Below are 20,209 nucleotides of genomic sequence, written 5' to 3' on the forward strand. Positions count from 1 at the left end.
CTGGAGCGATAAGCTCTCGGGCTCTTCGCGGGGGCAATCCTCGCGTGACGCCCGCGTCTTTTGCTTTTGGAGATCATTGCAATGAAGTCCCTATTCCGTCCATTCCTGATGCTGGTTGCCGCGCTGCCCCTGGTGCTGGCCGCTTGCGGCAACAAGGAGCCTGAGCAACGGGCTGCGTTCACGCAGTTTCTGCAAACCCGCATCGTCGATAAGCCTGGCGTACGTGTGCCGAAGCTGACGGATGAGGAAGCGAAGTCTTTTGGTGATTACGCATCGCAGTACGCGGTGATTACCGACTTCAACAATGGCATGAATGCGTCGGTCAAACCACTGTCGGGCATTATGCAAAAAGGCGCCATCCGTTCGCTGAACGATCTGCTCGCCCGCCGCGAAGATTTGAAGTCCGTGCAGACATCGCTGAACGACATGAGCACCGCATTGAAGGCACAGCAAGAAAAGGCGAATGCCGCACGGGCACAGCTCAAGCAACCGGACGATTTGAAGGCGGTCTACGACAAGGCTTACGAGAAGACCGTGAGCCTGCCTGCCGATACGTTCCGCGATGTACTGCCGCAACTGAATGGCACGTTCGACATCGCGCTGAAGATTGCGGATTACTACGACGCGCACAAGGCTCAGATCCAGACATCGGGCTCAACGATCACGATCAGTGATCCCAAGGTGCAGGCCGAGCTGAATCAGATGCTGCAAGACCTGAATGCGCAATCGAAAAACGTGCAGCAGGCGCAAACGCGCTGGCAGGCCGTGATGTCGGGCCGCTGATACGCAGCAAGACCGCAGCGCGGAATTCCATTTTTTGAAAGAAGGCCCGCCGTTTTCTGAAACGGCGGGCCTTTCTTTGTTGCGGACTTCTGCCCGCTCACTTTTGCGAAAAGCTCATGTACAGGATCACGCAACCACCACTCGATTGCGCCCAGATTCCTTGGCCTGGTAGACCGCGGAGTCAGCGGCTTCGACCAGTTCGGACGGGGAACCCTCCGCCTGCGGCACGATCGCAGCGACGCCAATGCTGACGGTGACAATCCCGCCTTCGCTGTCTTCGTGGGGCACACGTAACTCGGCAATCGCCCGTCTGATGGTTTCTGCAATCCGTGCCGCCTGCTGCTTGCTGGTTTTGGGCAAGAGCACCACGAATTCCTCTCCGCCATAACGGGCGGCCAAATCGCGCGGCCGCCGTGCCTTTTGCTTGAGCACCATGGCCAGCATCTTCAGCAGCTCGTCACCTTCTTGATGACCGTAACGGTCATTGAAGAGTTTGAAACGGTCCGCATCCAGGAATAGCAGCGCGATGGGTTCGCCCTCGCGGCGGGCATCTTGCCATTCGCGGGAAAGCGTTTGGTCAAACGTGCGCCGGTTGGCGATACCGGTCAGGCCATCCGTCTGAGCCTGGGCTTTCAGCTGCACTTCGAAGGCGCGTCGTGTACGCATCTCGCGGCGGAAAAGCACGATCTGTGCCATGACCGAGAAAAATAGCGCCAATGTGACGGGCACGATCAGAATCGCCCGGCGTACCCATGGCGCCAGCACTTCTTCCACCGCCAAGGCTACGGCAATCACCAGCGGCGTGCGGTCAATGGCGGCAAACGCGTGAAGCCGGTTAACGCCGTCTGGCGACAAGATGCCGACGAACGCCCCCTCCCGCCTGATCAAATACTGCTGGAAGTCCAAAGACGCATCAAACTCGCTGCCTATGTCCGCCGATGAGTAGGGATTTCGTAGCACCACCACGCCGTCATTGCGAAATACGGTGATGGCGTCGTGTTCGCCTATGGAAACCTGGGCGAAGCGATCGCGAAAATACTGCAAACGCAGAGAGCCAACCACGATGCCTGCGAAACTGCCATCAGGATTGGAAAGGCGACGGCTGATGGCGATGCTTTCATCGCCATCGCGCAGCCGGCTAAGGTATGGACGGCTGACATACATACCGGCATCGTCGGCGTCACGGTGCACGGTGAAGTAGTCTCTATCCGAAAAATTCAGCGTCGAAGGCGTGAGAGAGCTGGAGTCGTAAAGTACGTTGCCGTCTTTGTCGATGACGCCAATCACGCCCAGATATTCGGCGGTGGCGAATCGGTCGAACAGGAAACGATGTTGGGTTTCGGCGTTTACCCGGGCCAGGCCCGGTTCATGCAGCCGTTCAACCACGCCTTGAAGGGCGAGATCGTAGACGTGCAATGTGCGGCTGATATCAGCGGCCAGTACGCCCGTCAGATTGCGGGCAGCAACGTAAGCGGATTCCCACGTGACGCGACGGTCTATCCAAAGCAGCGCGACCGACGCGGCGCAGATGCCGATCGCGACCAGCCCGGCCAGTGCGTACAAGATGCGTATCACCCACCCGCGAGACTTCACTACGGCGCTCCTTCGCAATGGCGGTGAGATGTCGTGGCGCATGCCCTGAAACTATTCAGCGTGATAATGCCGGTCGCGGACGGCGGGCGCAAGATAGGGCCAGACAATCAGGGACACAACTTCGTGCAACCTTCGTGCGCCCCAGCTACGATTACGCTTCTATGCAAAATACCGATCGCACCTACAGCCTGCCCCAATGGCGGTTGACACGATGGCTGGTCAGCCCGGGCCGGGATGTCCCGTCCGATATCCGTGTGGAGCTGATCGGAGGATTGTTTGGTTCTCTGCCCATTTTTTTTGGCGGGATCATCAATACCTTGCTGGTCGCGGCCTTGATCACCGTCCGGCATCCCGAGCCACTGTTTTTGGTTTGGCTGGTCTTGGAATCGCTGGTTTGCGTGTCGCGCATCGTTGTACTGATATCCGCACGCAAAGCGGCGCGACTGGGGCGGCCCACCTATACCGACCTGTATGTCGTGCTGGCTCTGTTATGGGCGTCCAGTGTGGGATATGGCACGTTCATCAGCCTGGTCAGCGGCGATTGGATCGCCGCGACCATTGCTTGCCTGTCTGCGGCGTCAATGGTGGGCGGAATTTGCGTGCGCAATTTTGGCGCTCCGCGGATGTCCGCAGCCATGGTGGTGCTGAGTGTCGGACCTTGCGCGCTGGGAGCCCTGTTTACCCAGGAAGCCATTTTCTGGCTGGTACTGGTGCAGGTGCCTCTCTACATCGCGTCCATGTCGATGGCGTCTTACCGCCTGAACGCGATGCTCGTGTCGACAATGTTGGCCGAACGTGAACACGAGCGCCATACGAGGCAGGATTCGCTGACCGGACTGTTGAACCGCCATGGTCTGCTTCGGCGGCTGGATCAGGCTGTGGCTCTCGCCAATCCGGGAAGCGCTGAATTCGCCGTGCTGTATCTGGACCTGGATGGTTTCAAGGCGGTAAACGACACCTACGGCCATGCGGCGGGTGATGCGCTGCTGAGACTGGTGGCGAATCGCGTGCTGGCGCTATTGCCAGAGGGCGCAGGAGCGGCGCGAATTGGCGGAGATGAGTTCGTGCTGCTGACGCAGCACGGCGATGAAGCCGAAGCACGGGCATTCAGCGACCGGGTCATTGAATCCGTCGCGCAACCCTATGATTTGCAACAGGATCACCCGATTTCGATCAGCGGCAGCGTTGGCATTGCGCTGATCCCGCGCCATGGCGCTGATACCGCGGCGGTATTGCACGCCGCAGACCGGGCGCTGTACTTGGCAAAATCCGCTGGCAAACGCCAGACGGCAATGGCCCAAACCTGAACTCCGGACGCCCTGCGCCCGGAGTACTCCTTACGTCGTTGCCGTGGCAGCGATACGGAAGGGGAAGGCTCCCGTGCCCCGAACCTTGTCTGACTCGCGCTGCGCACCGATTGCCCAGGCAGGACCCGCTCTGCCCGTGAGCAAGATCAGCTGGCGCATCGATCCGGCCGAAAAACCGCAATGCAAGGCCAGCGCCTGCCGCCGGGCAAGTTCAACTCCAACCGCGTGCGGCGTCGTCAACATCCGTACCGTTTGCAACATGGCAGCCCCCTGGCTAGTGCTCTTCATGAGTAAAGAGTCATGCGAACCAATCTACCGCAGTCTCTGGGATTTGCGCGTGAAATGAAGCGTAAAGTAATGCAAAGATGCAGAAACAATGCTGTCACGCTAAGGGGTTAGGCGCGGCTTCCGTGGTTTCCCGGTCAGGCTTGTCGTTCTTGCCGTCAGGCGGGCTGGTCATATTGCCGTAGAGAAGCGAACGCCCGGCGAAGAGGCCGCCCGCCACTTCCAGTTCAAAACGGTCAGTATCGCGCCTGCGTACATCCTCCACCACCTCGGAAGCCTCATCCGCGGGAACACCTATGGCCCGCAACGCCGCCGCACCAAAGACCAGCGCGGACTCCAGGGTCTCACGCACCTGGTAGTCCACACCCTCCTTGGCCAAAGCCAGGGAATGAATCCGGTCGTAGGCGCGCACCACCACGCGGACCAGCGGAAATTCTGATTTGATCAGCTTGACCATGTGGTTCACGGCCTGGGGGTTGTCGATACAGATCAGGATGGCGCAGGCATTCTCGGCGCCAGCCGTACGCAGCATGTCGATACGGGTGCCATCGCCGTAGTACACCTTCACGCCCCACTTAGCCGCAGCACGGATGGCATCGGTGTCGATGTCCAGAATGGAAACTTTCAGATCCCGGGCCAGCATAGTCTGCGTGACAATTTGACCGAAACGGCCGAAACCGACGATCAGCGCGCAGCCGTCCAAGTCTTTGGCGACATCCACGTCATCCATCGACAGCACTGGCTTGGGCAACAGCCAGCGCAATGCCAAGACACATAACGGGGTCAGCGCCATGGAAATAATGACGACAGCCGTCAGAATCGCTGCGGTGTGCGCGTCGAAAATACCCGCTACCGCCGCCGCGCCGTACAGCACAAAAGCGAACTCCCCGCCCTGCGCCAGCAGCGCGGCCCGGGTCAACGCTTCTGCGTGAGAAGCGCGCAACAACCGCGCCACCGCATACACGCCCACTGACTTCACCAGCATGAACACGACGACGGCCGTCAGAATCAAAGGCCACTCGCGCGCCACTGCCGACAGGTCGAGCGACATGCCCACGCCCAGGAAGAACAAACCCAGCAGAATCCCGCGAAAAGGTTCGACTTCGGCCTCCAGCTGATGCCGAAAGGTGGATTCCGACAACAGCACACCAGCCAGGAAAGCGCCCATCGCCATGGATAGACCGCCGAATTCCATCAACAGCGCAGCGCCCAGCACGACCAGCAAGGCAGCCGCGGTCATCACTTCCCGCGCGTGGGCGGCGGCCAGCAGGCGGAACAGAGGATTGAGCAACCAACGGCCCGCCGCCAGTAGCGCCAAGATGCAGCCCAGCGCGATGGCGGACTGTATCCAGGGATCGCCGTGCTCGGCATTGCCCGCCGGCGCCAACAACGCGGCCAAGGCCAGCAGAGGCACAATCGCCAAATCTTCCAGCAGCAAGATGGAAACAATACGCTGGCCTTGCGCGCTGGTGCTGTCGCCGCGTTCACTCAGAATTTGCATCACGATGGCGGTGGACGACAGCACAAAACCCATCGCAGCCATGAATGCGGCAGGGCCAGACAGGCCGGCCAGCAGGCCGACCACCGTCAAAAGACCGCCGCAGGCCAGCACCTGGGCCACGCCAAGCCCAAAGATTTCACCGCGCAGCTTCCACAAACGCGATGGCTGCATTTCCAGGCCGATGATGAACAGGAACATCACCACGCCCAGTTCGGCGACGTGCAAGATGGATTTTGGGTCGGAAAAAAGACCTATGCCGAACGGTCCGATGACCAAGCCTGCCGCCAGGTATCCCAGCACAGATCCCAGCCCCAGGCGTTTGAATAAGGGGACGGCAACGACCGCCGCGCCCAGCAGCACGACGACGTTGATGAGTTGATTGCCTTCGGAAGGCAGAGCCATAAGGCGCTCCTGGTTGCGTGGCGGGCGGGCTTGCCCCATTTTCCGGCAATCGGATGGATTGGCAATCCGGAATTCTCTGCCCCCTGGCGGCACATTTTTATAGGGGCAGCAAGGCGCCAAAAAAAAACCGCCGCTAAATGCGGCGGCGGGATGCTGGGGTGCGCGATCAGTCGTCGCGGAATTGCATCTTGTACAGCGAGGCATACAGGCCATTGGCGGCCAGCAGCTCGGCGTGGGGCCCGTGCTCAACGATCTTGCCCGCGTCCAGCACGATAATGCGGTCGGCGTTCTGGACGGTGGATAGCCGGTGGGCAATAACCAGCGTGGTGCGCCCTTTCATCAGGCGCTCCAACGAAGCCTGAACCTGGCGTTCGGACTCGTTGTCCAGTGCGGACGTTGCTTCGTCCAGGATCAGAATAGGTGCGTTTTTGATCAGCGCGCGTGCAATCGCCAGGCGCTGGCGCTGCCCGCCCGACAAACGAGCCGCGTTCTCGCCCACCGGCGTGTTCAAGCCTTGGGGCAGGCCTTCGACAAATTCCAGCAGGTTGGCGGCGGCCAAAGCATCGCGCACCTTCTGCTCGCTGGACTTGCCCAAAGCGCCATAACCTACGTTAGCGGCGATGGTGTCGTCAAACAGCACCACATCCTGGCTGACCAGCGAAATATGCGAGCGCAGGCTGCGCAAGGTCAGGTCTTCGATGGGCACGTCGTCAACCATGATCGAACCCGAATCCGCCAGCACGAAGCGGGGCAGCATGTTGACCAAGGTTGTCTTGCCGCTACCCGAACGACCCACCAAAGCCACGGTCTGGCCGGGTTCGACCGTGAAAGACACATTGTTGACGGTGTCGCGGTCGGCGTCGGCGAAGCGGTGCGTCACGTTGCGGAATTCGACCTTACCGCGCACGGGTTCGGGCAATTGCCGAGTGCCGGTGTCTTTTTCAGGCGTTTGATCGATCAGCGTGAAGACGCTTTCTGCCGACACCAGCATCTTTTGCATGCGGGCGGCCACGTTGGTCAGGCGCTTGATGGGATCGAAGATCTGAGCCAGCGCGGCCATGAAGGACGCGAAACTGCCGACGGTCAGGGCGCCGCTGTTTGCCTGGCTGAGCGCCACGGCGATGACCGCGCCGACCGATACCGAAATGCAAACCTGGGTCAACGGCGTCAGGGCCGCATCCGCCGTGGCGGTACGCATAGCGAAACGGCGCAGGCGGCGGCTGACAAAATCAAAACGGCCGCGCTCGACTTCATAGCCGTCGAACAGTTTGATGACGCGCTGGCCGTCGATGCCTTCACCGACCACCCGGGTCAGCTCAGCGTTCATATTGACGGTTTCGCGGTTGATGCGGCGCAGGCGCTTGATGAAAAAGCGGGAAATCAGCACCGATACGGGCAGCATGACCAGAATGATCAGCGTCAGCACCCAGGACATATAGAGCAGCACGCAGATCAGCGCGATGACCACTAGCGTTTCGCGTACCAGCACGGTGATGACGTCGGTGGCGTAGCCTGTGACGTTGCCCGCATCGATCGTGAACCGGTTCAACAGGCGGCCGGTGTCCCCTTGCTTGAAATCAGAATCGGGCAAGCCCAGCAGGCGGTCGAACATGTCGCGCCGCATACCCAGCAATACGTTGTTGGCCACCCAGGCCAGCAGGTAGTCGCTGAAGAAGTTGCAAATTCCGCGCAACAGAATCAGGCCGACGACCGCGAGCGGCAACGCCCAGACGTAGTAGGGTTTGGTGCCGGAAAAGCCGCCGTCCAGCAAGGGCTTCATAATGACGGCTAGAACCGGCTGCGTGGCGGCCGCGCCTGCCATCAGCAGGACGGCTAACAGCAAGCCTTTCCAGTACGAACCTACGCGGCTGTAAATCCGGCTCCAGAGTTCGGATTTGACCGGTTTGGAATCCGCAGGTGCGTTGCGTACGGAAGAATTCAAAGGGAACACTCGCTTTTATACAATTGTGCCCAGGATTGTACCGGCTACGCGCAGAATCGCTGTTCCGGCCCCCGCCCTTTTCGCCCTACTAGCCCCCAGTACCCCCATGTCCGATATCAGTTGCTTGTATGTCCGGTTGCCCAATTGGGTGGGCGATGTTTGCATGAGCCTGCCCAGCCTGCGCGCCCTGCAGGGCACCGGCCTGCCCCTGGTGATCTGCGCCCGCCCCTGGGCCCGCGACCTGCTCGACGGCGTGGCGAAGCTGGATTTCATTCCCATGCGCGGCAAAGCCGGCCCCGACCGGGCGGCGGTCAGCGCCCACCGGCGCAGCCTGGGCGCCATGGGACGGCGCGCCCGCGGCCTGTTGCTGCCGGATTCTTTGTCCAGCGCGCTGGTCTTCCGGCTGGCGGGCTTGCCGTCGGCGGGGTATCGCGATGACGGCCGCAGCTTTCTGTTGCGCTGGCCCATCGCCAAGCCTGATGACGCATTGCATGCTGTCCAATCCTGGCACTACCTGACCCGTGAGGCGCTGATCCGCTGGGGACTGCCGCCCGGCCCCAGCCAGCCAGGCCCCACGCTGGACCTGCCGCTGACCGAAGCCCATCAAAATGCGGCCGATCAGGCGCTAGGGGCCGCCGGGCTCCACGCCCATCGTTTTGTGCTGATTGCACCGACTGCCACTGGCCTGCACAAGGGCAAAATCAAGGTCTGGCCGGGATTCGATACACTGACACGCGCCTTACAAAGCCGCGGCCATACCGTGGTAATGTGCCCCCCTCCGGCCGAAACCGACGAGGCTTTGCGCAACGCGCCTACGGCGCAGTTGTTGCCGCCCTTGTCGTTGGGCGCCTTTGCCGCGTTGACGGCTCAGGCGGCGCTGGTGATTTGTAACGATTCCGGCGTCTCGCACGTTGCCGCCGCGGCATCCGCCCGGGAGCTCGCGCTATTTGGCGTGACGCGTCCTGGCCGGACCGGACCGTGGTCGCCGCGGGCGGTGTGCGTGGGGTCGGAGCAGGCTTGGCCGTCCGTTGAAGACGTTCTGCAGCAGGCCACTACCCTGCTGAACGGGACGGTGTAATCAGGATTGTTTTGACATGACCTTTTCCAGCTATCTCACGAATCTGATCATTCCCTACAACTTGTGCGTGACCCTGGTCATCATCGGACTGGTGCTTGGCCTGTTCCGCTTGCGCAAAACTGGCGGCGCCATCATTGCGGCGGGCTTGCTCTGGGCCTTGTTCTGGTCGCTGCCGGCAACGTCGCTGTGGCTGGGCGGCGCGCTCGAATCGCGGTATCCGCATCTAGCGCCCTCGGATTCCCCCACCGCTGACGCCATCGTCGTGCTGGGAGGCAATACGGCCAATGGCCGCGCCAATTGGTTCCTGCCCTATGACAAAGACACCGCGATCGTGCGCATAGACACGGCGGCCCAGTTGTTCCTGGCCGGACGAGCGCCCAAGGTGCTGTTGTCGGGCGGCGCGCTGGAAGGCGACGTCAGCGAAGCACGCGGCATGGCGCATGCCATCCGGCAGCAAGGGGTTCCTGAATCCGCGTTGATCCTGGAAAACTCCAGCCGCACGACCTATGAGAACGCAGCCTTGACCGAAGACCAGCTCAAGTCGCGCGGCATCGGTAAAGTCTTGCTGGTGACATCCGCGCTGCACATGCCACGCGCCATGGCTGCATTTTCCAAACAAGGCGTCGAAGCCATCGCCGCCCCGGCACCTCCGCAGATCGTGGAGCCCAAGGATGGCTCACTGTCATTGTGGCTGCCTGACCAACGCACCTTTGATGCCAGCCGTTCCATCATCAAGGAATACGCCGGATTGTTCGTGTATTGGCTGCGCGGGTGGGTATGAGCCTGACGGCCTCGCCGCTGGATTGCCGGGCCGGTTGTGGCGCGTGCTGCATCGCGCCGTCGATCACACGGCCGATTCCCGGCATGCCGCAAGGTAAACCCGCCGGCGTGCCCTGTATTCAGTTGCTGCCGGATATGCGCTGCGGCGTTTTCGGCCAGCCATCGCGCCCCGATTTTTGTGGCGGCTTGCAACCCCAGCACGAGATGTGCGGCCCGGATCGCGAGCATGCGATTGTGTGGCTGGGGGATCTGGAAAGGGCAACGGCGCCCGGCCATTGAGCGCTGACCAGATTGAAAACGGGGCTGATTGCCCCGTTTTTTTAGCCTCGTGCAGCGAGCACCTTTTCATACAGGGCTTCGTACCGCGCGGCCACTGTCTCCCAACTTTGATCCCTGGCGATTTCCAGGCCGCGTTCGATCAGCGCCGCGCGGAGCGCGGGTTCCGAACCCAGGCGTTCCAGCGCTTGCGCCAATTGCGCGCCGTCTCGCGGGTCTTGCAGGATCAAGGCGTCTTTACCCGCCGACAGATATTGCGCGAAACCGCAGTAGACCGGTGAACTGACCACTACCGGCAGCCCGTGCGACATGGCTTCCAGCGGCGCCATACCGTAGCTGTCGTTCAGCGTAGGATGCGCGTAGATATCCGCAGCGGTGAAATACCGGGCCACTTCTGGCGTTGGATCGATCAGCGAAACACGGCTGGCGATAGCGCCCGCCGCTCGTACCCGCTCGCGAGTCGGTTCATCCGCGCCCACCACCAGCAGCTTGTATTGGGACGGCAACTGAGCCAGCGCGTCCAATAAGGCGGGCAAGCCTTTGCGCAGCGGATTGCGCGCCACCAGCAGGCAGCCGATGGTGGCCGCATCCCAGCCCAATGAAGCGCGGGTGGCATCGCGCCCGCCTGCCCCATCAGCTGCGGGCAGCTTTACGCCGGGCGCGATGATGTCCACTGGCAGGTCGGGACCATAGCTGCGATGCAGCTGATCCATGATCAGCCCGGAAACGGCCACGACGCGTCGGTCAGGCGCACGCCGGACCCGCCATTTTTCCAACAGCAGATAAGTCGCCAAACGAGGGCTGAGCCTTGCAGTCAGGCGCTGCAACGGGTTGACCCGGGTAACGCGGTTGTAGCGCACCGGCGTCACGTGCATGACCTGGATCTCGCCCGCCCAGCCGTTCATGTGCGAGTGGACGATGTCGAAGCGGCCGCGTGTAAGCCGGTCGGCGCGCCAGGCAAAGTACGCGACGCGCATCCAGCTGGGCAGCCATCCGGGAAAGCGCACACGTAGAAACGGAAACGGCAGGTCGCTGTCGAAGTCGCGCGCCACGACGGAGATATCGTGGCGTTGCGCCAGCACACGCATCAGCTCGACGCCGTAGGCTTCCGCGCCGCCGAAGCGATTGCCGAAGCGGTCAACCAACAGCGCAATGCGGAGCCGCCGTTCAGCGGCGCCGGCGGCTGTCTTCATACCGGGTCAGACACTTCTGCAAGAAGCGGATGATGTTGGTCGAACGCGCAACCGTTACGCGCGGCAGGCCAAAGGGATCGTCGGATGCGGCAGCCAGACCGCGCTGCGTCAGCGTGGCGTTGTCATAGCCGGCTTCGCGCACCATGACGCGATGCTCTGGTCCGTGATCGCCGTAGGGATAACAAAATGCCGTGACGGGAGCGCCTAGCGCCTGCTCCAGTTCGTCTTTGGATTCGACAATCTGGCGGCGGGCTTCCTCGGGCGTCATTTCGGGCAAATGCACGTGATCCAGCGTGTGCGATCCGACTTCGTTGCCGGCCTGCGCCCATTCGCGCATCTCGCCCACGGTCATCAGCGCCGAGAACGGAATGCCCTTATGCTCATCCCACACATTGCCGCCGTCGAACTGGCGCGCCACGAAATAATTGGTGGCGGTAAAGCCCAGTTCGCTCAACACCGGCATCGCGTTGTGAAGCACATTGCGGTAGCCGTCATCAAACGTGATGCCGAACACCTTGCCCTGCCGTTCGCCGCGAACATAGGGCATGACGTCACGCATGGACAGGCCGCGATAACCCAGCCGGCGCATCCAGCGCATCTGGCGGGCAAAGCTGTCCGGGGTCACCGTCAGCCCACGAAACGGCGTGCCCTTGGGATTGGGCACACCGATCTGGTGGTACATGAGAATGGGTATAGACATAGGACCGGATTATAGGGCCGCGCGTCCGGACAGCGTACGTTGGTAGACGTCGACTGTGGCGGCGGCGAAACGATCCAGGTTGAAATCGCGCAAGCTGGTTTCGCGGGCGCGGGCGCCCATCTCGCGTACTGCTTCGGGGTGGTCCAGCATGAAGTGCAGCTTGGCGGTCATGGCGGCCACGTCGCGCACCGGCACGATCCAGCCATCCACGCCATCGGTGACGTTTTCGGGCAAGCCGCCCGCATCCGTCACCAGCGCCGGCAACCCCAGGCCCATGATCTCGCGGCAGGCAAATGAAAGCGCTTCACGGTAGGACAGAACAAAGCCTGCGTGGCATGCCGCCAGCGAGGCGCGCACATCGTCCAGCAGCCCGGGAAACCGGACTTGATCGATCATGCCCAGTTCACGCACGCGCGCCAATTTAGCTTCAGAGGGCGGATCACCCGCCACCATCAGCAGCACACGGGCCTTGTCAGCCGGCGGCAACGCGGCAACAGCGGCCACAAGATCCAGCCAGCCTTTGTCGAAGTCTGTGCCGCCCGCGCTGCCCAGCAGTAGCTTGCCGTGCCAATCCGGGCCGAAGATCAGGTCGCGCAGCTTATCCAGGCTTTCCGGTGGCGGCGGCGCAAAGAAATTCGTGTCGATGCCATGGCGGATGGTCGTGATGGGCCGCTTGCCATACGGCGAATCCTTCATCAAACCATGGATGTAATCGCTGACCGCGATGGCGTGATCGGTGGCCAGTGTTACGCGTAATTTATGGCCAAAACTGGTGAGCGGATGATCGTTGTGCTTGGTAAACACGATGCGCGGACGGCGCGCCATGGCCAGCGTGGCCAGCATGACTTGCTTGTGATCCGCGGAGCCGTTTGCGTGAATGATGTCAAAACGGCCGTCTTTGATCAGGCGGCGCAATTGCGCGCGGTCTTTGAACCACGAGGATGGGCGGGTCGTGTACTGCATGTCTGCGACCGTCACGCCGGGAATAGCGCGAGCGTAGCGGTAGAGCCGGCTGGTGGCCGGCGCCGCAATGGTGATCTCATGGGTAGGGGCCAGCGCGCGTGCCAGGTTGATGATGTAGGTGACGTGCCCCCCGCCATTGCCAGCGTGGAAGTTCGTGTACAGGATCTTCACTTCTGCTTCTCGGCCAGGAACATCAATTTGGAATAGCGGAAAAAGCTGCCTGCTGCGGCGGTAACGGCCAGCACCAGACCATGCCTGCCATCCAGAAATCCGCGCCGGATCAGGTAGATGCGCACAAAGGTCCAAAAACCATGGCCCAAGGCCCCGAACACTGACGTGCGGCGGCCCTTGGCGTACATCATCGCCGCGGCATCCGACGAGTAGCGGTTGACCTTGTTGATCAGCGCGTCCAGATTGTCGTAGGGGTAGTGATTGAAGTAGCCCTGCAATTTCAGGGGCTGGCCGTTGGCCGGCACCACGCGCTCGTGGACCGCCGCATCGGTAAAGCGCGCCGTGCCGCGCTTGAATAAGCGCAGCACATAGTCGGGCCACCAGCCGCTGTGACGAATATCCTTGCCGCAGAAGTTCGACAGGCGAGCAATCTCGTAGGCATCAGCACGCGGGTTCGCCAGCACTTCCTGGATTTCGCGGGCCAGTTCAGGCGTAACGCGCTCGTCGGCGTCTATGGATAACACCCAGTCGCCCGTGGCCAGATCCAGTGCGCGGTTTTTCTGAGGGCCGAAGCCAGGCCAGTCCTGCGTGATTTCGACGCGCGCGCCCAGCGCCTGCGCCAGCTCAACCGTGCCGTCGGTGCTGCCCGAATCCACCACGATAAATTCGTCGGCAAAGGCAACAGACTTGAGGCAGCCAGCGATATTGGCTGCTTCGTTTTTGGTGATGATGATGACTGATAACTTCATCCGCGATTCCTAAGACGCTTTTTCCAGGCTTTCCAGGCGTGATAACGCGGCCCCCAAAAGGGATCGCGAGACAGCCAGATGCGCCGGTTCAGCCAGGTGCCGCCTTGGTTGCGCACCGCGAACCTATAGATATGTTCGGGGTCCGCGCCGGCGGTGTTCTGTCCAAAAGGGTCGGTAGTGTACAAGTGGCGAAAACCAGCCTGGCGGGCGGCATCCACGTAATCCGCATCGAAATATCCCTGCGGCCAGCAGAGATGGTCGCTGACAGCGCCCAGCCGGCGCACGAGCGTATCCCGGGAATCATGCAGTTCCTGCGCGATATGGCCGCGCTTGGCGGCCATATCTGCGCCGCAGACCTTGTCCCAGCGGGTGTGGGTATGCGTGTGCGAATGAAACTCAAAGGTGCCCGCGGCCTGCATGGCTTCGATCTCGCTCCACCGCAGCATGGCTTCATCGCTACGGCCGTTGGCTACCAGTTGCTTGCAGGCGTCGTGATCGGGAGTGGCGGGCAAAGGGCCGCCCTGCCCCGCGTGCGGGCGGACAGGGCCATCGCCAATCCAGCCAGTGATGGTGAACAGCACGGCGCGCATGCCGTGACGGGCCAGCACCGGATGCGCATGCACCCAGTTGTTCAAATAGCCGTCGTCAAAGGTAATGAGCACCGAGCGTTCAGGCACGGCGGCGCCAGCCAGATAACCCGCAAACTGCGCAGCGGACAAGGACTCGTAGCCAGCACGCGCCAGGCGAGAAATCTGGGCTTCAAAGACGTCAGGCGTTGCCGCGATCATGCCGCCCGCCGGGGTGACGTGGTGATACATCAGCACCGGAATGTTGGGCGCATTCATCTGCCACGCTCCGTCAGCCACCTGTTGTAGATGGCCTCGGTCGTCTCGGCCAGGCGGACGGGAGAAAAAACGCCCTCCTCCCAGACCATCTTGCGGCCGGCCTCGCCCATGCGCTGGCGCAGAACCGGATCGTCGATCAGGCGTTGCAGGGCGTCGGTCAACGCGCGGGAGTCCTTGGGCGGCACCAGGATGCCGGTTGTGCCATCGCGGAACATCTCGGACACGCCCCCCACGTCGGTGCCAACCACCGGCAAGCCGCTGGCCTGCGCTTCAACGTAAACCGTGCCGGACGCCTCTTGCTGCGTTGCCAGCGCGAAGATATCGAAGCCGGCCAGCAGATTCGGCACATCGCGCCGCATGCCCATCAGATGAATGCGGTCTTGCAAGCCGCGCTGCGCGACGTACGCCTGGGTTTCTTCAAAAACCGGCGAGCCGCCCCCAACAAACACCATATGCAGCTTGGGCCGGCTGGCCATCAAAGGCGCCATCGCGTCGATCAGATCTTTGTGGCCTTTGGTCGCCCGCATGACCGCTACGCAGCCCACAACCACATCATCGTCTGCCAGGCCGAGTTCGCTGCGCAAGGTGGAGTGTTCGACAGGCGGGGGCAACACGATGGGCGAATAGACGGTAGCCACTTTGTTGGCGGCTACGCCACGGCTGATGATGTGCTCGCGCACATGATCGCTTACCGTCGTAACTCTGTGCGGCAGCCGGGTATAGGACCACAGCGACCCGACTTTGTTGGACAGATGCCGGGTCCGCACGATCAGGGGCGTGCCTGCCAGCCTGCCCGCCACCGCTGCGATGACGGTGTCGCGACGGCTGTGCGTATTGAGCACGTCAAAGCGGCCTTCACGCAAAATGCCGCGTATGGCGGCAATGCCTTTCACGTAGTTCACGGCACCATCCATCTCGAGCGTATGCACAGTGAAACCGGCTTCCGCCAAACGTTCCGCCAACAAGGCTTGGGGTTGGCAGATGGCTTCCAGGTGATGGCCGCGCGCGCGCATGGCCGTCATTTCCTTGAATATCCGCCCTTCCTGGCCACCAAAGCTGGTGGCCGCTTCCGAGTGCACGATACGCAGTTTTCGCATCAGTAGGTGACCTCGACGCCGTCAGGCTTGGTCCAGGCATTCAGGTTGGCGAGCAAGGTGTCCGCCATGCGGACCCGCCACTCTTCACCCAGCCGGACCGTACACAGGAAATTATTCTTGGTGTAGACGATATCGACCGGCACGCCTGGAATGCCGTTCTCGGGTTCCGCGCGGAACGGATTGAGCATCTGCCGCAGGCGTGCAGCGTCGGCGCTGCCGTTGAGCTTGACGCGCAAGGACTTGGCGCGCGCCTCGCGGGCCAGTTGCAGGTCATAGAGCTGCTCGGCCACGATGCGCATGCCGCCGGAGTAGTCGTCATTGCTGACCTTGCCCTGCACAATGACCAGTTGATCTTCACGCAGACGGTTGCGGTGCTTCTCGTACAGTTCGTTGAACACCGAGATTTCCACTTGCGCCGTGCCGTCATCCAGCACGGCGAACACCATCTTGCCGCGGCGGGTCATCATGACGCGCACGCTGGCCAGCACGCCGCACATCCATTGCAGATCGCGTTGGGGTTCGACCCGAACCAGCTGCATCGGCACGATGCGGCGCACTTCGTCGCGCCATGCGTCAAACAAGTGGCCGCTGTAGTAGTAACCCAGCGCCGATTTTTCTTCGGTCAGCTTCTTGTGCAGGTCCCAGGGCGCCACCTTGGACAGTTCACCGGCGACCACATCGCCGCTGTCATCGCCAAACAACGACGATTGGTTGGCGCTGCGGGCGGCTTGTTCGGCGGCTTCCATCGCAGTGGGCACGGACGCCAGCATGGCGGCGCGGTTGGGCTCGATGGTGTCGAACGCGCCCGCCTTGATCAGGGCTTCGATCGTGCGGCGATTGACGGCTTGCTTGCCGACACGGCGGCAGAAATCGAACAGATTCTGGAAGGGACCGCCTTCCTTGCGCGCACGCAGAATGTCTTCGACCGCGCCTTGCCCCGTACCTTTGACCGCGCCCAGGCCGTAACGCATGGTGCGCGGCGGCTTGCCTTTTTCAGTGTGCTTGTCCGCCACGGGTTCAAAGCGATAACCCGAGAAATTGACGTCCGGCGGCAGCACTTCGACACCGTTGTCTTGGGCGTCGCGGCAGAAAATCTGGACCTTGTCGGTGTCGTCCATATCAGACGACATCGTGGCGGCCAGGAATTCGGTCGGGTGATACGCCTTGAGCCAGGCGGTTTGATAGGAAATCAGCGCGTACGCGGCCGAGTGCGACTTGTTAAAGCCGTAGCCCGCAAACTTCTCCATCAGGTCGAACAGCTTGACCGCCAGATCGGGGTCGTGACCCTTTTCCTTGGCGCCTTGCTCGAACAGCTCTCGGTGCTTCGCCATTTCCTCGGGCTTTTTCTTGCCCATGGCGCGGCGCAGCAGGTCGGCGCCGCCCAGCGAATAGCCGCCGATGATCTGCGAGATCAGCATCACCTGTTCTTGATAGACGATGACCCCGTAGGTGCTCTTTAAGGTGCCTTCCAGATCAGAGTGGAAGTAGTCCACCGCGGCACGTCCGTGCTTGCGATTGACGAAGTCATCCACCATGCCCGATTCCAGCGGGCCCGGGCGATACAGGGCCAGCATGGCGATGATGTCTTCGAAGGTGTTAGGCCGCAGCTTCTTCAGCAGCTCCTTCATGCCGCGCGATTCCAGCTGGAATACGGCAGTGGTGTTGCCGTCGCACAGAATCTTGTAGGCAGCGGGATCGTCGAGCTCCAGCGCCATGACGTCGAAATCGCGCTTTTCGGCGTTGAACTGGCGCACGTAGCGCACGGCCCAGTCCAAGATCGTCAAGTTGCGCAAGCCCAGGAAGTCGAACTTCACCAGGCCGGCAGCTTCGACGTCGTCTTTATCAAACTGCGAAACCGCGCTGTTTTCTTGCCCCGGCTGACAGTACAAGGGGCAGAAGTCGGTGAGTTTGCCAGGCGCAATCAGCACGCCCCCGGCGTGCATGCCGATGTTGCGCGTCAGGCCTTCAAGCGGTTTGGCCAGATCCACCAGCGCCCGCACTTCTTCTTCCTGCTCGTAGCGGTCCTTGAAGGCGGGTTCGTCTTTAAGGGTGCGCTCCAGCGTCCAGGGGTCCATCGGGTTGAACGGGATCAGCTTGGACAGGCCGTCGCAGAACATATAGGGCATGTCCAGCACGCGGCCCGCGTCGCGGACCACGGCTTTGGCGCCCAGCGTGCCGAAGGTGGCGATCTGACTCACGGCCGCACGCCCGTATTTTTCTTTGACGTAGTCGATGACGCGTTCGCGATTGTCCTGACAGAAGTCAATATCGAAGTCGGGCATGGAGACCCGTTCGGGATTCAGGAATCGTTCGAACAGCAAGTCATAGCGGATGGGGTCCAGATCAGTGATGCCCAACGCATAGGCCACCAGAGAACCTGCGCCCGAACCCCGGCCCGGTCCGACCGGCACGCCGTTGTTTTTGCCCCAGTTGATGAAGTCCTGCACGATCAGGAAGTAACCCGGGAACCCCATCTGGATGATGGTTTTGCATTCCCAGCGCAAGCGTTCGTAGTACTGCTCGCGCTTGCCCTCGCGTTCCGCCACATTGGGGAACAGGAACTCCATACGCTTTTCCAGCCCCTCTTCCGACAACTGGACCAGGTAGTCATCCAGCGTCACGCCTTCGGGCGTGGGAAAGTTGGGCAGACGCGGCTTGCCCAGCACCAAGTTCAAATTACAGCGCTTGGCGATTTCGACAGTATTGGCCAGCGCCGACGGCACATCGGCAAAGCGCCGGGCCATTTCTTCGGAACTGAGCAGATATTGTTCTTTGGTAAACCGGCGCACGCGGCGCGGGTTGGCCAGAATTTCACCTTCGGCGATACAGACTCGGGCCTCGTGCGCCTGAAATTCGTATTCGTCCAGGAACTGAACCGGGTGCGTCGCCACCACCGGCAAACCGGCTTCGCCCGCCAGCCGCATCGCCGCTTGCGTATAGGCTTCGTCGCCATCCATGCCGGCGCGTTGCAACTCGATGTAAAAGCTGCCCGGGAACAACAGGGCCCATTGGCGCGCCAGGGCCAACGCCGAAACGGCGTTGCCGGCGTCCAGCGCCTGGCCCACGTCGCCCATGCGTCCCCCGGACAGCGCAATCAGGCCTTCCTGCCCTTGCAGCCATTCGCGGCGCACCTCGGCGCGGCCCTTGCCCTGGTTCGTCAAAAACGCTTTGGACAGCAGTTCGCACAGGTTCAGATAACCCTGATGGTTGCGCACCAGCAACAGCAGCCGGAAAGGCTTGCCAGGGTCATCGTCGTTGGAGACCCAGACATCGCAGCCGGCAATGGGTTTCACCCCCGCGCCGCGCGCGCCCTTATAGAATTTGATCAGGCCGAAAAGGTTCGACAGATCGGTGAGCGCAACGGCTGGCTGGCCCAGCTTGGCGACACGCTTGATGAGGTCGGAAATGCGCACAATGCCGTCCACCACCGAAAACTCGGAGTGAACGCGCAGATGCACAAAGGGGATCGGATTTGTTACGGCTTCGGACATGAGGGGAATTGTACCTAGTGATGGCGGTCCAAGCGGATGCGTCTGAGAATCCGCAAAGGCGCGCCGCGCTCCTTGTGTAACAATACGCGGGTAGACCTGACCCCCCTGCCGCAGGACGAATAACAGTATGAAATGGCTTATCCCCGGGATTTGGCTGGCCGCCATCCTATTTGCACACTTCCGAGGCCGAGTAAGGCTGCCGCTGGGCCGGCAAATGCTCGATCACTCAGTGCTGCTTGCCCCTATCAACGCCTTCATGGTGTTGGCCTCGCGAGTGCCTTCCACGCCTTACCTGACCACGAGCGAAATCGCCGAGCTCAAGGTGCTGGATGATCACTGGGAGACGATCCGGGAAGAAGCCGTGCAAATGGCCGAGCTGCGCCGTATCAAGGCGGCCGACACGCACAATGACATCGGTTTCAATTCCTTCTTCAAGTACGGCTGGAAACGTTTCTATCTGAAGTGGTATGACGCCCGCCACCCTTCCGCTGAAGAACTGTGCCCCAAGACGGTCGCTATCCTGAAAACCCTGCCCAAGGTCAAGGCCGCGATGTTCGCCGAGCTGCCCCCGGGCGGCCAGTTGAACCCGCACCGTGACCCGTTCGCCGGGTCGCTGCGTTACCACCTCGGGCTGGTGACGCCCAACGACAACGGCTGCCACATCATTGTGGACGGCGAGTCATACAGCTGGCGCGATGGCGAAAGCGTGGTATTTGACGAAACGTATGTGCACGAGGCCTATAACAAGACCGATCAGAACCGGATCATTCTGTTCTGCGACGTCGAGCGCCCGCTGAAGTGGCGCTGGGCTGAAGCGTTCAACCGATGGTTCGGGCGCGTGGTCATGTCGGCCGCCAGTTCGCCCAACGATGGCGGCGACCAGACGGGCGCCATCAACAAACTGACTCACACCCATTGGGTCATCGATCAGAAGCGCAAGGCGTTCAAGGCCTGGAACCGTACCGCTTACAAGGCCACCAAGTTTGGCCTGATCGTTCTGGTGATCGCGGGTTTTCTGGCTCTGTAAACCTTCTTGCCCGGACCGTAATCGGC

At 61.5% G+C, this 20,209-nt stretch carries 17 protein-coding genes; 6 read left to right on the plus strand and 11 right to left on the minus strand.

The window, feature by feature from the left end; genetic code table 11:
• Positions 1 to 81 precede the first annotated feature (81 nt).
• Positions 82 to 783: a DUF3053 domain-containing protein gene (locus tag RAS12_RS12745; protein ID WP_306950077.1), complete on the plus strand. Its 702-nt coding sequence runs from the start codon at positions 82 to 84 to the stop codon at positions 781 to 783.
• 126 nt (positions 784 to 909) lie between these two features.
• Here RAS12_RS12745 and RAS12_RS12750 read toward each other — a convergent pair whose 3' ends face one another.
• Complete coding sequence (locus tag RAS12_RS12750) at positions 910 to 2,376, minus strand: sensor domain-containing diguanylate cyclase (RefSeq protein WP_306950080.1); 1,467 nt, start codon at positions 2,374 to 2,376, stop codon at positions 910 to 912.
• Between the two features lie 161 nt (positions 2,377 to 2,537).
• On the opposite strand from RAS12_RS12750, the gene RAS12_RS12755 reads away from it, so the two are divergent.
• Positions 2,538 to 3,683, plus strand: coding sequence for a GGDEF domain-containing protein (locus tag RAS12_RS12755; protein ID WP_306950082.1), 1,146 nt, complete (start codon positions 2,538 to 2,540; stop codon positions 3,681 to 3,683).
• A 30-nt stretch (positions 3,684 to 3,713) separates the two neighbouring features.
• On the opposite strand, the gene RAS12_RS12760 is transcribed toward RAS12_RS12755, so the two are convergent.
• The 3 genes from RAS12_RS12760 to msbA form a co-directional block, all read right to left on the minus strand.
• Positions 3,714 to 3,971 carry a hypothetical protein gene (locus tag RAS12_RS12760; protein WP_306950084.1) on the minus strand — a complete coding sequence of 86 codons (258 nt, stop codon included), beginning with the start codon at positions 3,969 to 3,971 and terminating at the stop codon, positions 3,714 to 3,716.
• Positions 3,972 to 4,065: 94 nt separating this feature from the next.
• Positions 4,066 to 5,871: a monovalent cation:proton antiporter-2 (CPA2) family protein gene (locus tag RAS12_RS12765; protein ID WP_306950086.1), complete on the minus strand. Its 1,806-nt coding sequence runs from the start codon at positions 5,869 to 5,871 to the stop codon at positions 4,066 to 4,068.
• 166 nt (positions 5,872 to 6,037) lie between these two features.
• Positions 6,038 to 7,813, minus strand: coding sequence for a lipid A export permease/ATP-binding protein MsbA (msbA, locus tag RAS12_RS12770; protein ID WP_306950088.1), 1,776 nt, complete (start codon positions 7,811 to 7,813; stop codon positions 6,038 to 6,040).
• A 106-nt stretch (positions 7,814 to 7,919) separates the two neighbouring features.
• Between msbA and RAS12_RS12775 the strand changes: the two genes are divergently transcribed.
• From RAS12_RS12775 to RAS12_RS12785, 3 genes are read left to right on the plus strand one after another with little or no spacing between them, the layout of a single operon-like run.
• Positions 7,920 to 8,891 (plus strand): glycosyltransferase family 9 protein, encoded by a 972-nt coding sequence (locus RAS12_RS12775; RefSeq protein ID WP_306950090.1) that lies wholly within the window; start codon positions 7,920 to 7,922, stop codon positions 8,889 to 8,891.
• Between the two features lie 16 nt (positions 8,892 to 8,907).
• Positions 8,908 to 9,672 (plus strand): YdcF family protein, encoded by a 765-nt coding sequence (locus RAS12_RS12780; RefSeq protein WP_306950091.1) that lies wholly within the window; start codon positions 8,908 to 8,910, stop codon positions 9,670 to 9,672.
• Positions 9,669 to 9,950, plus strand: a complete 282-nt coding sequence (locus RAS12_RS12785) for a YkgJ family cysteine cluster protein (protein WP_306950093.1) — start codon at positions 9,669 to 9,671, stop codon at positions 9,948 to 9,950. Before RAS12_RS12780 ends, RAS12_RS12785 begins: the two co-directional genes overlap by 4 nt.
• Positions 9,951 to 9,991: 41 nt before the next feature.
• Here RAS12_RS12785 and RAS12_RS12790 read toward each other — a convergent pair whose 3' ends face one another.
• The 7 genes from RAS12_RS12790 to dnaE are packed head-to-tail and all read right to left on the minus strand — an operon-like array spanning position 9,992 to position 19,156.
• On the minus strand, positions 9,992 to 11,140 hold the full coding sequence (locus RAS12_RS12790; RefSeq protein WP_306950095.1) for a glycosyltransferase family 4 protein: 1,149 nt from the start codon (positions 11,138 to 11,140) through the stop codon (positions 9,992 to 9,994).
• Positions 11,115 to 11,840: a polysaccharide deacetylase family protein gene (locus RAS12_RS12795; protein WP_306950097.1), complete on the minus strand. Its 726-nt coding sequence runs from the start codon at positions 11,838 to 11,840 to the stop codon at positions 11,115 to 11,117. The genes RAS12_RS12790 and RAS12_RS12795 overlap by 26 nt, the downstream gene beginning before the upstream one ends.
• A gap of 9 nt (positions 11,841 to 11,849) precedes the next feature.
• On the minus strand, positions 11,850 to 12,974 hold the full coding sequence (locus tag RAS12_RS12800; RefSeq protein ID WP_306950099.1) for a glycosyltransferase: 1,125 nt from the start codon (positions 12,972 to 12,974) through the stop codon (positions 11,850 to 11,852).
• Entirely contained in the window at positions 12,971 to 13,723 is a 753-nt protein-coding gene (locus RAS12_RS12805) for a glycosyltransferase family 2 protein (protein WP_306950101.1), read from the minus strand. The genes RAS12_RS12800 and RAS12_RS12805 overlap by 4 nt, the downstream gene beginning before the upstream one ends.
• Entirely contained in the window at positions 13,720 to 14,568 is an 849-nt protein-coding gene (locus tag RAS12_RS12810; RefSeq protein ID WP_306950103.1) for a polysaccharide deacetylase family protein, read from the minus strand. Before RAS12_RS12810 ends, RAS12_RS12805 begins: the two co-directional genes overlap by 4 nt.
• Entirely contained in the window at positions 14,565 to 15,665 is a 1,101-nt protein-coding gene (locus RAS12_RS12815; protein ID WP_306950104.1) for a glycosyltransferase family 4 protein, read from the minus strand. The genes RAS12_RS12810 and RAS12_RS12815 overlap by 4 nt, the downstream gene beginning before the upstream one ends.
• Positions 15,665 to 19,156, minus strand: coding sequence for a DNA polymerase III subunit alpha (dnaE, locus tag RAS12_RS12820; RefSeq protein ID WP_306950106.1), 3,492 nt, complete (start codon positions 19,154 to 19,156; stop codon positions 15,665 to 15,667). Before dnaE ends, RAS12_RS12815 begins: the two co-directional genes overlap by 1 nt.
• A gap of 127 nt (positions 19,157 to 19,283) precedes the next feature.
• Here dnaE and lpxO point away from each other — a divergent pair, with 127 nt between their 5' ends.
• Positions 19,284 to 20,183, plus strand: coding sequence for a lipid A hydroxylase LpxO (gene lpxO, locus RAS12_RS12825; protein ID WP_306950108.1), 900 nt, complete (start codon positions 19,284 to 19,286; stop codon positions 20,181 to 20,183).
• Positions 20,184 to 20,209: the final 26 nt, after the last annotated feature.

This window comes from Achromobacter seleniivolatilans (assembly GCF_030864005.1).
GTDB classification, from domain to species: Bacteria; Pseudomonadota; Gammaproteobacteria; order Burkholderiales; family Burkholderiaceae_B; genus Achromobacter; species Achromobacter seleniivolatilans.

Coding starts and splice junctions, on each gene's coding strand:
- RAS12_RS12745 (WP_306950077.1), top strand. CDS start 82: ATGAAGTCCCTATTCCGTCCATTCCTGATGCTGGTTGCCGCGCTGCCC.
- RAS12_RS12755 (WP_306950082.1), top strand. CDS start 2,538: ATGCAAAATACCGATCGCACCTACAGCCTGCCCCAATGGCGGTTGACA.
- RAS12_RS12760 (WP_306950084.1), bottom strand. CDS start 3,971: ATGAAGAGCACTAGCCAGGGGGCTGCCATGTTGCAAACGGTACGGATG.
- RAS12_RS12765 (WP_306950086.1), bottom strand. CDS start 5,871: ATGGCTCTGCCTTCCGAAGGCAATCAACTCATCAACGTCGTCGTGCTG.
- RAS12_RS12775 (WP_306950090.1), top strand. CDS start 7,920: ATGTCCGATATCAGTTGCTTGTATGTCCGGTTGCCCAATTGGGTGGGC.
- RAS12_RS12780 (WP_306950091.1), top strand. CDS start 8,908: ATGACCTTTTCCAGCTATCTCACGAATCTGATCATTCCCTACAACTTG.
- RAS12_RS12785 (WP_306950093.1), top strand. CDS start 9,669: ATGAGCCTGACGGCCTCGCCGCTGGATTGCCGGGCCGGTTGTGGCGCG.
- RAS12_RS12790 (WP_306950095.1), bottom strand. CDS start 11,140: ATGAAGACAGCCGCCGGCGCCGCTGAACGGCGGCTCCGCATTGCGCTG.
- RAS12_RS12795 (WP_306950097.1), bottom strand. CDS start 11,840: ATGTCTATACCCATTCTCATGTACCACCAGATCGGTGTGCCCAATCCC.
- RAS12_RS12805 (WP_306950101.1), bottom strand. CDS start 13,723: ATGAAGTTATCAGTCATCATCATCACCAAAAACGAAGCAGCCAATATC.
- RAS12_RS12810 (WP_306950103.1), bottom strand. CDS start 14,568: ATGAATGCGCCCAACATTCCGGTGCTGATGTATCACCACGTCACCCCG.
- RAS12_RS12815 (WP_306950104.1), bottom strand. CDS start 15,665: ATGCGAAAACTGCGTATCGTGCACTCGGAAGCGGCCACCAGCTTTGGT.
- dnaE (WP_306950106.1), bottom strand. CDS start 19,156: ATGTCCGAAGCCGTAACAAATCCGATCCCCTTTGTGCATCTGCGCGTT.
- lpxO (WP_306950108.1), top strand. CDS start 19,284: ATGAAATGGCTTATCCCCGGGATTTGGCTGGCCGCCATCCTATTTGCA.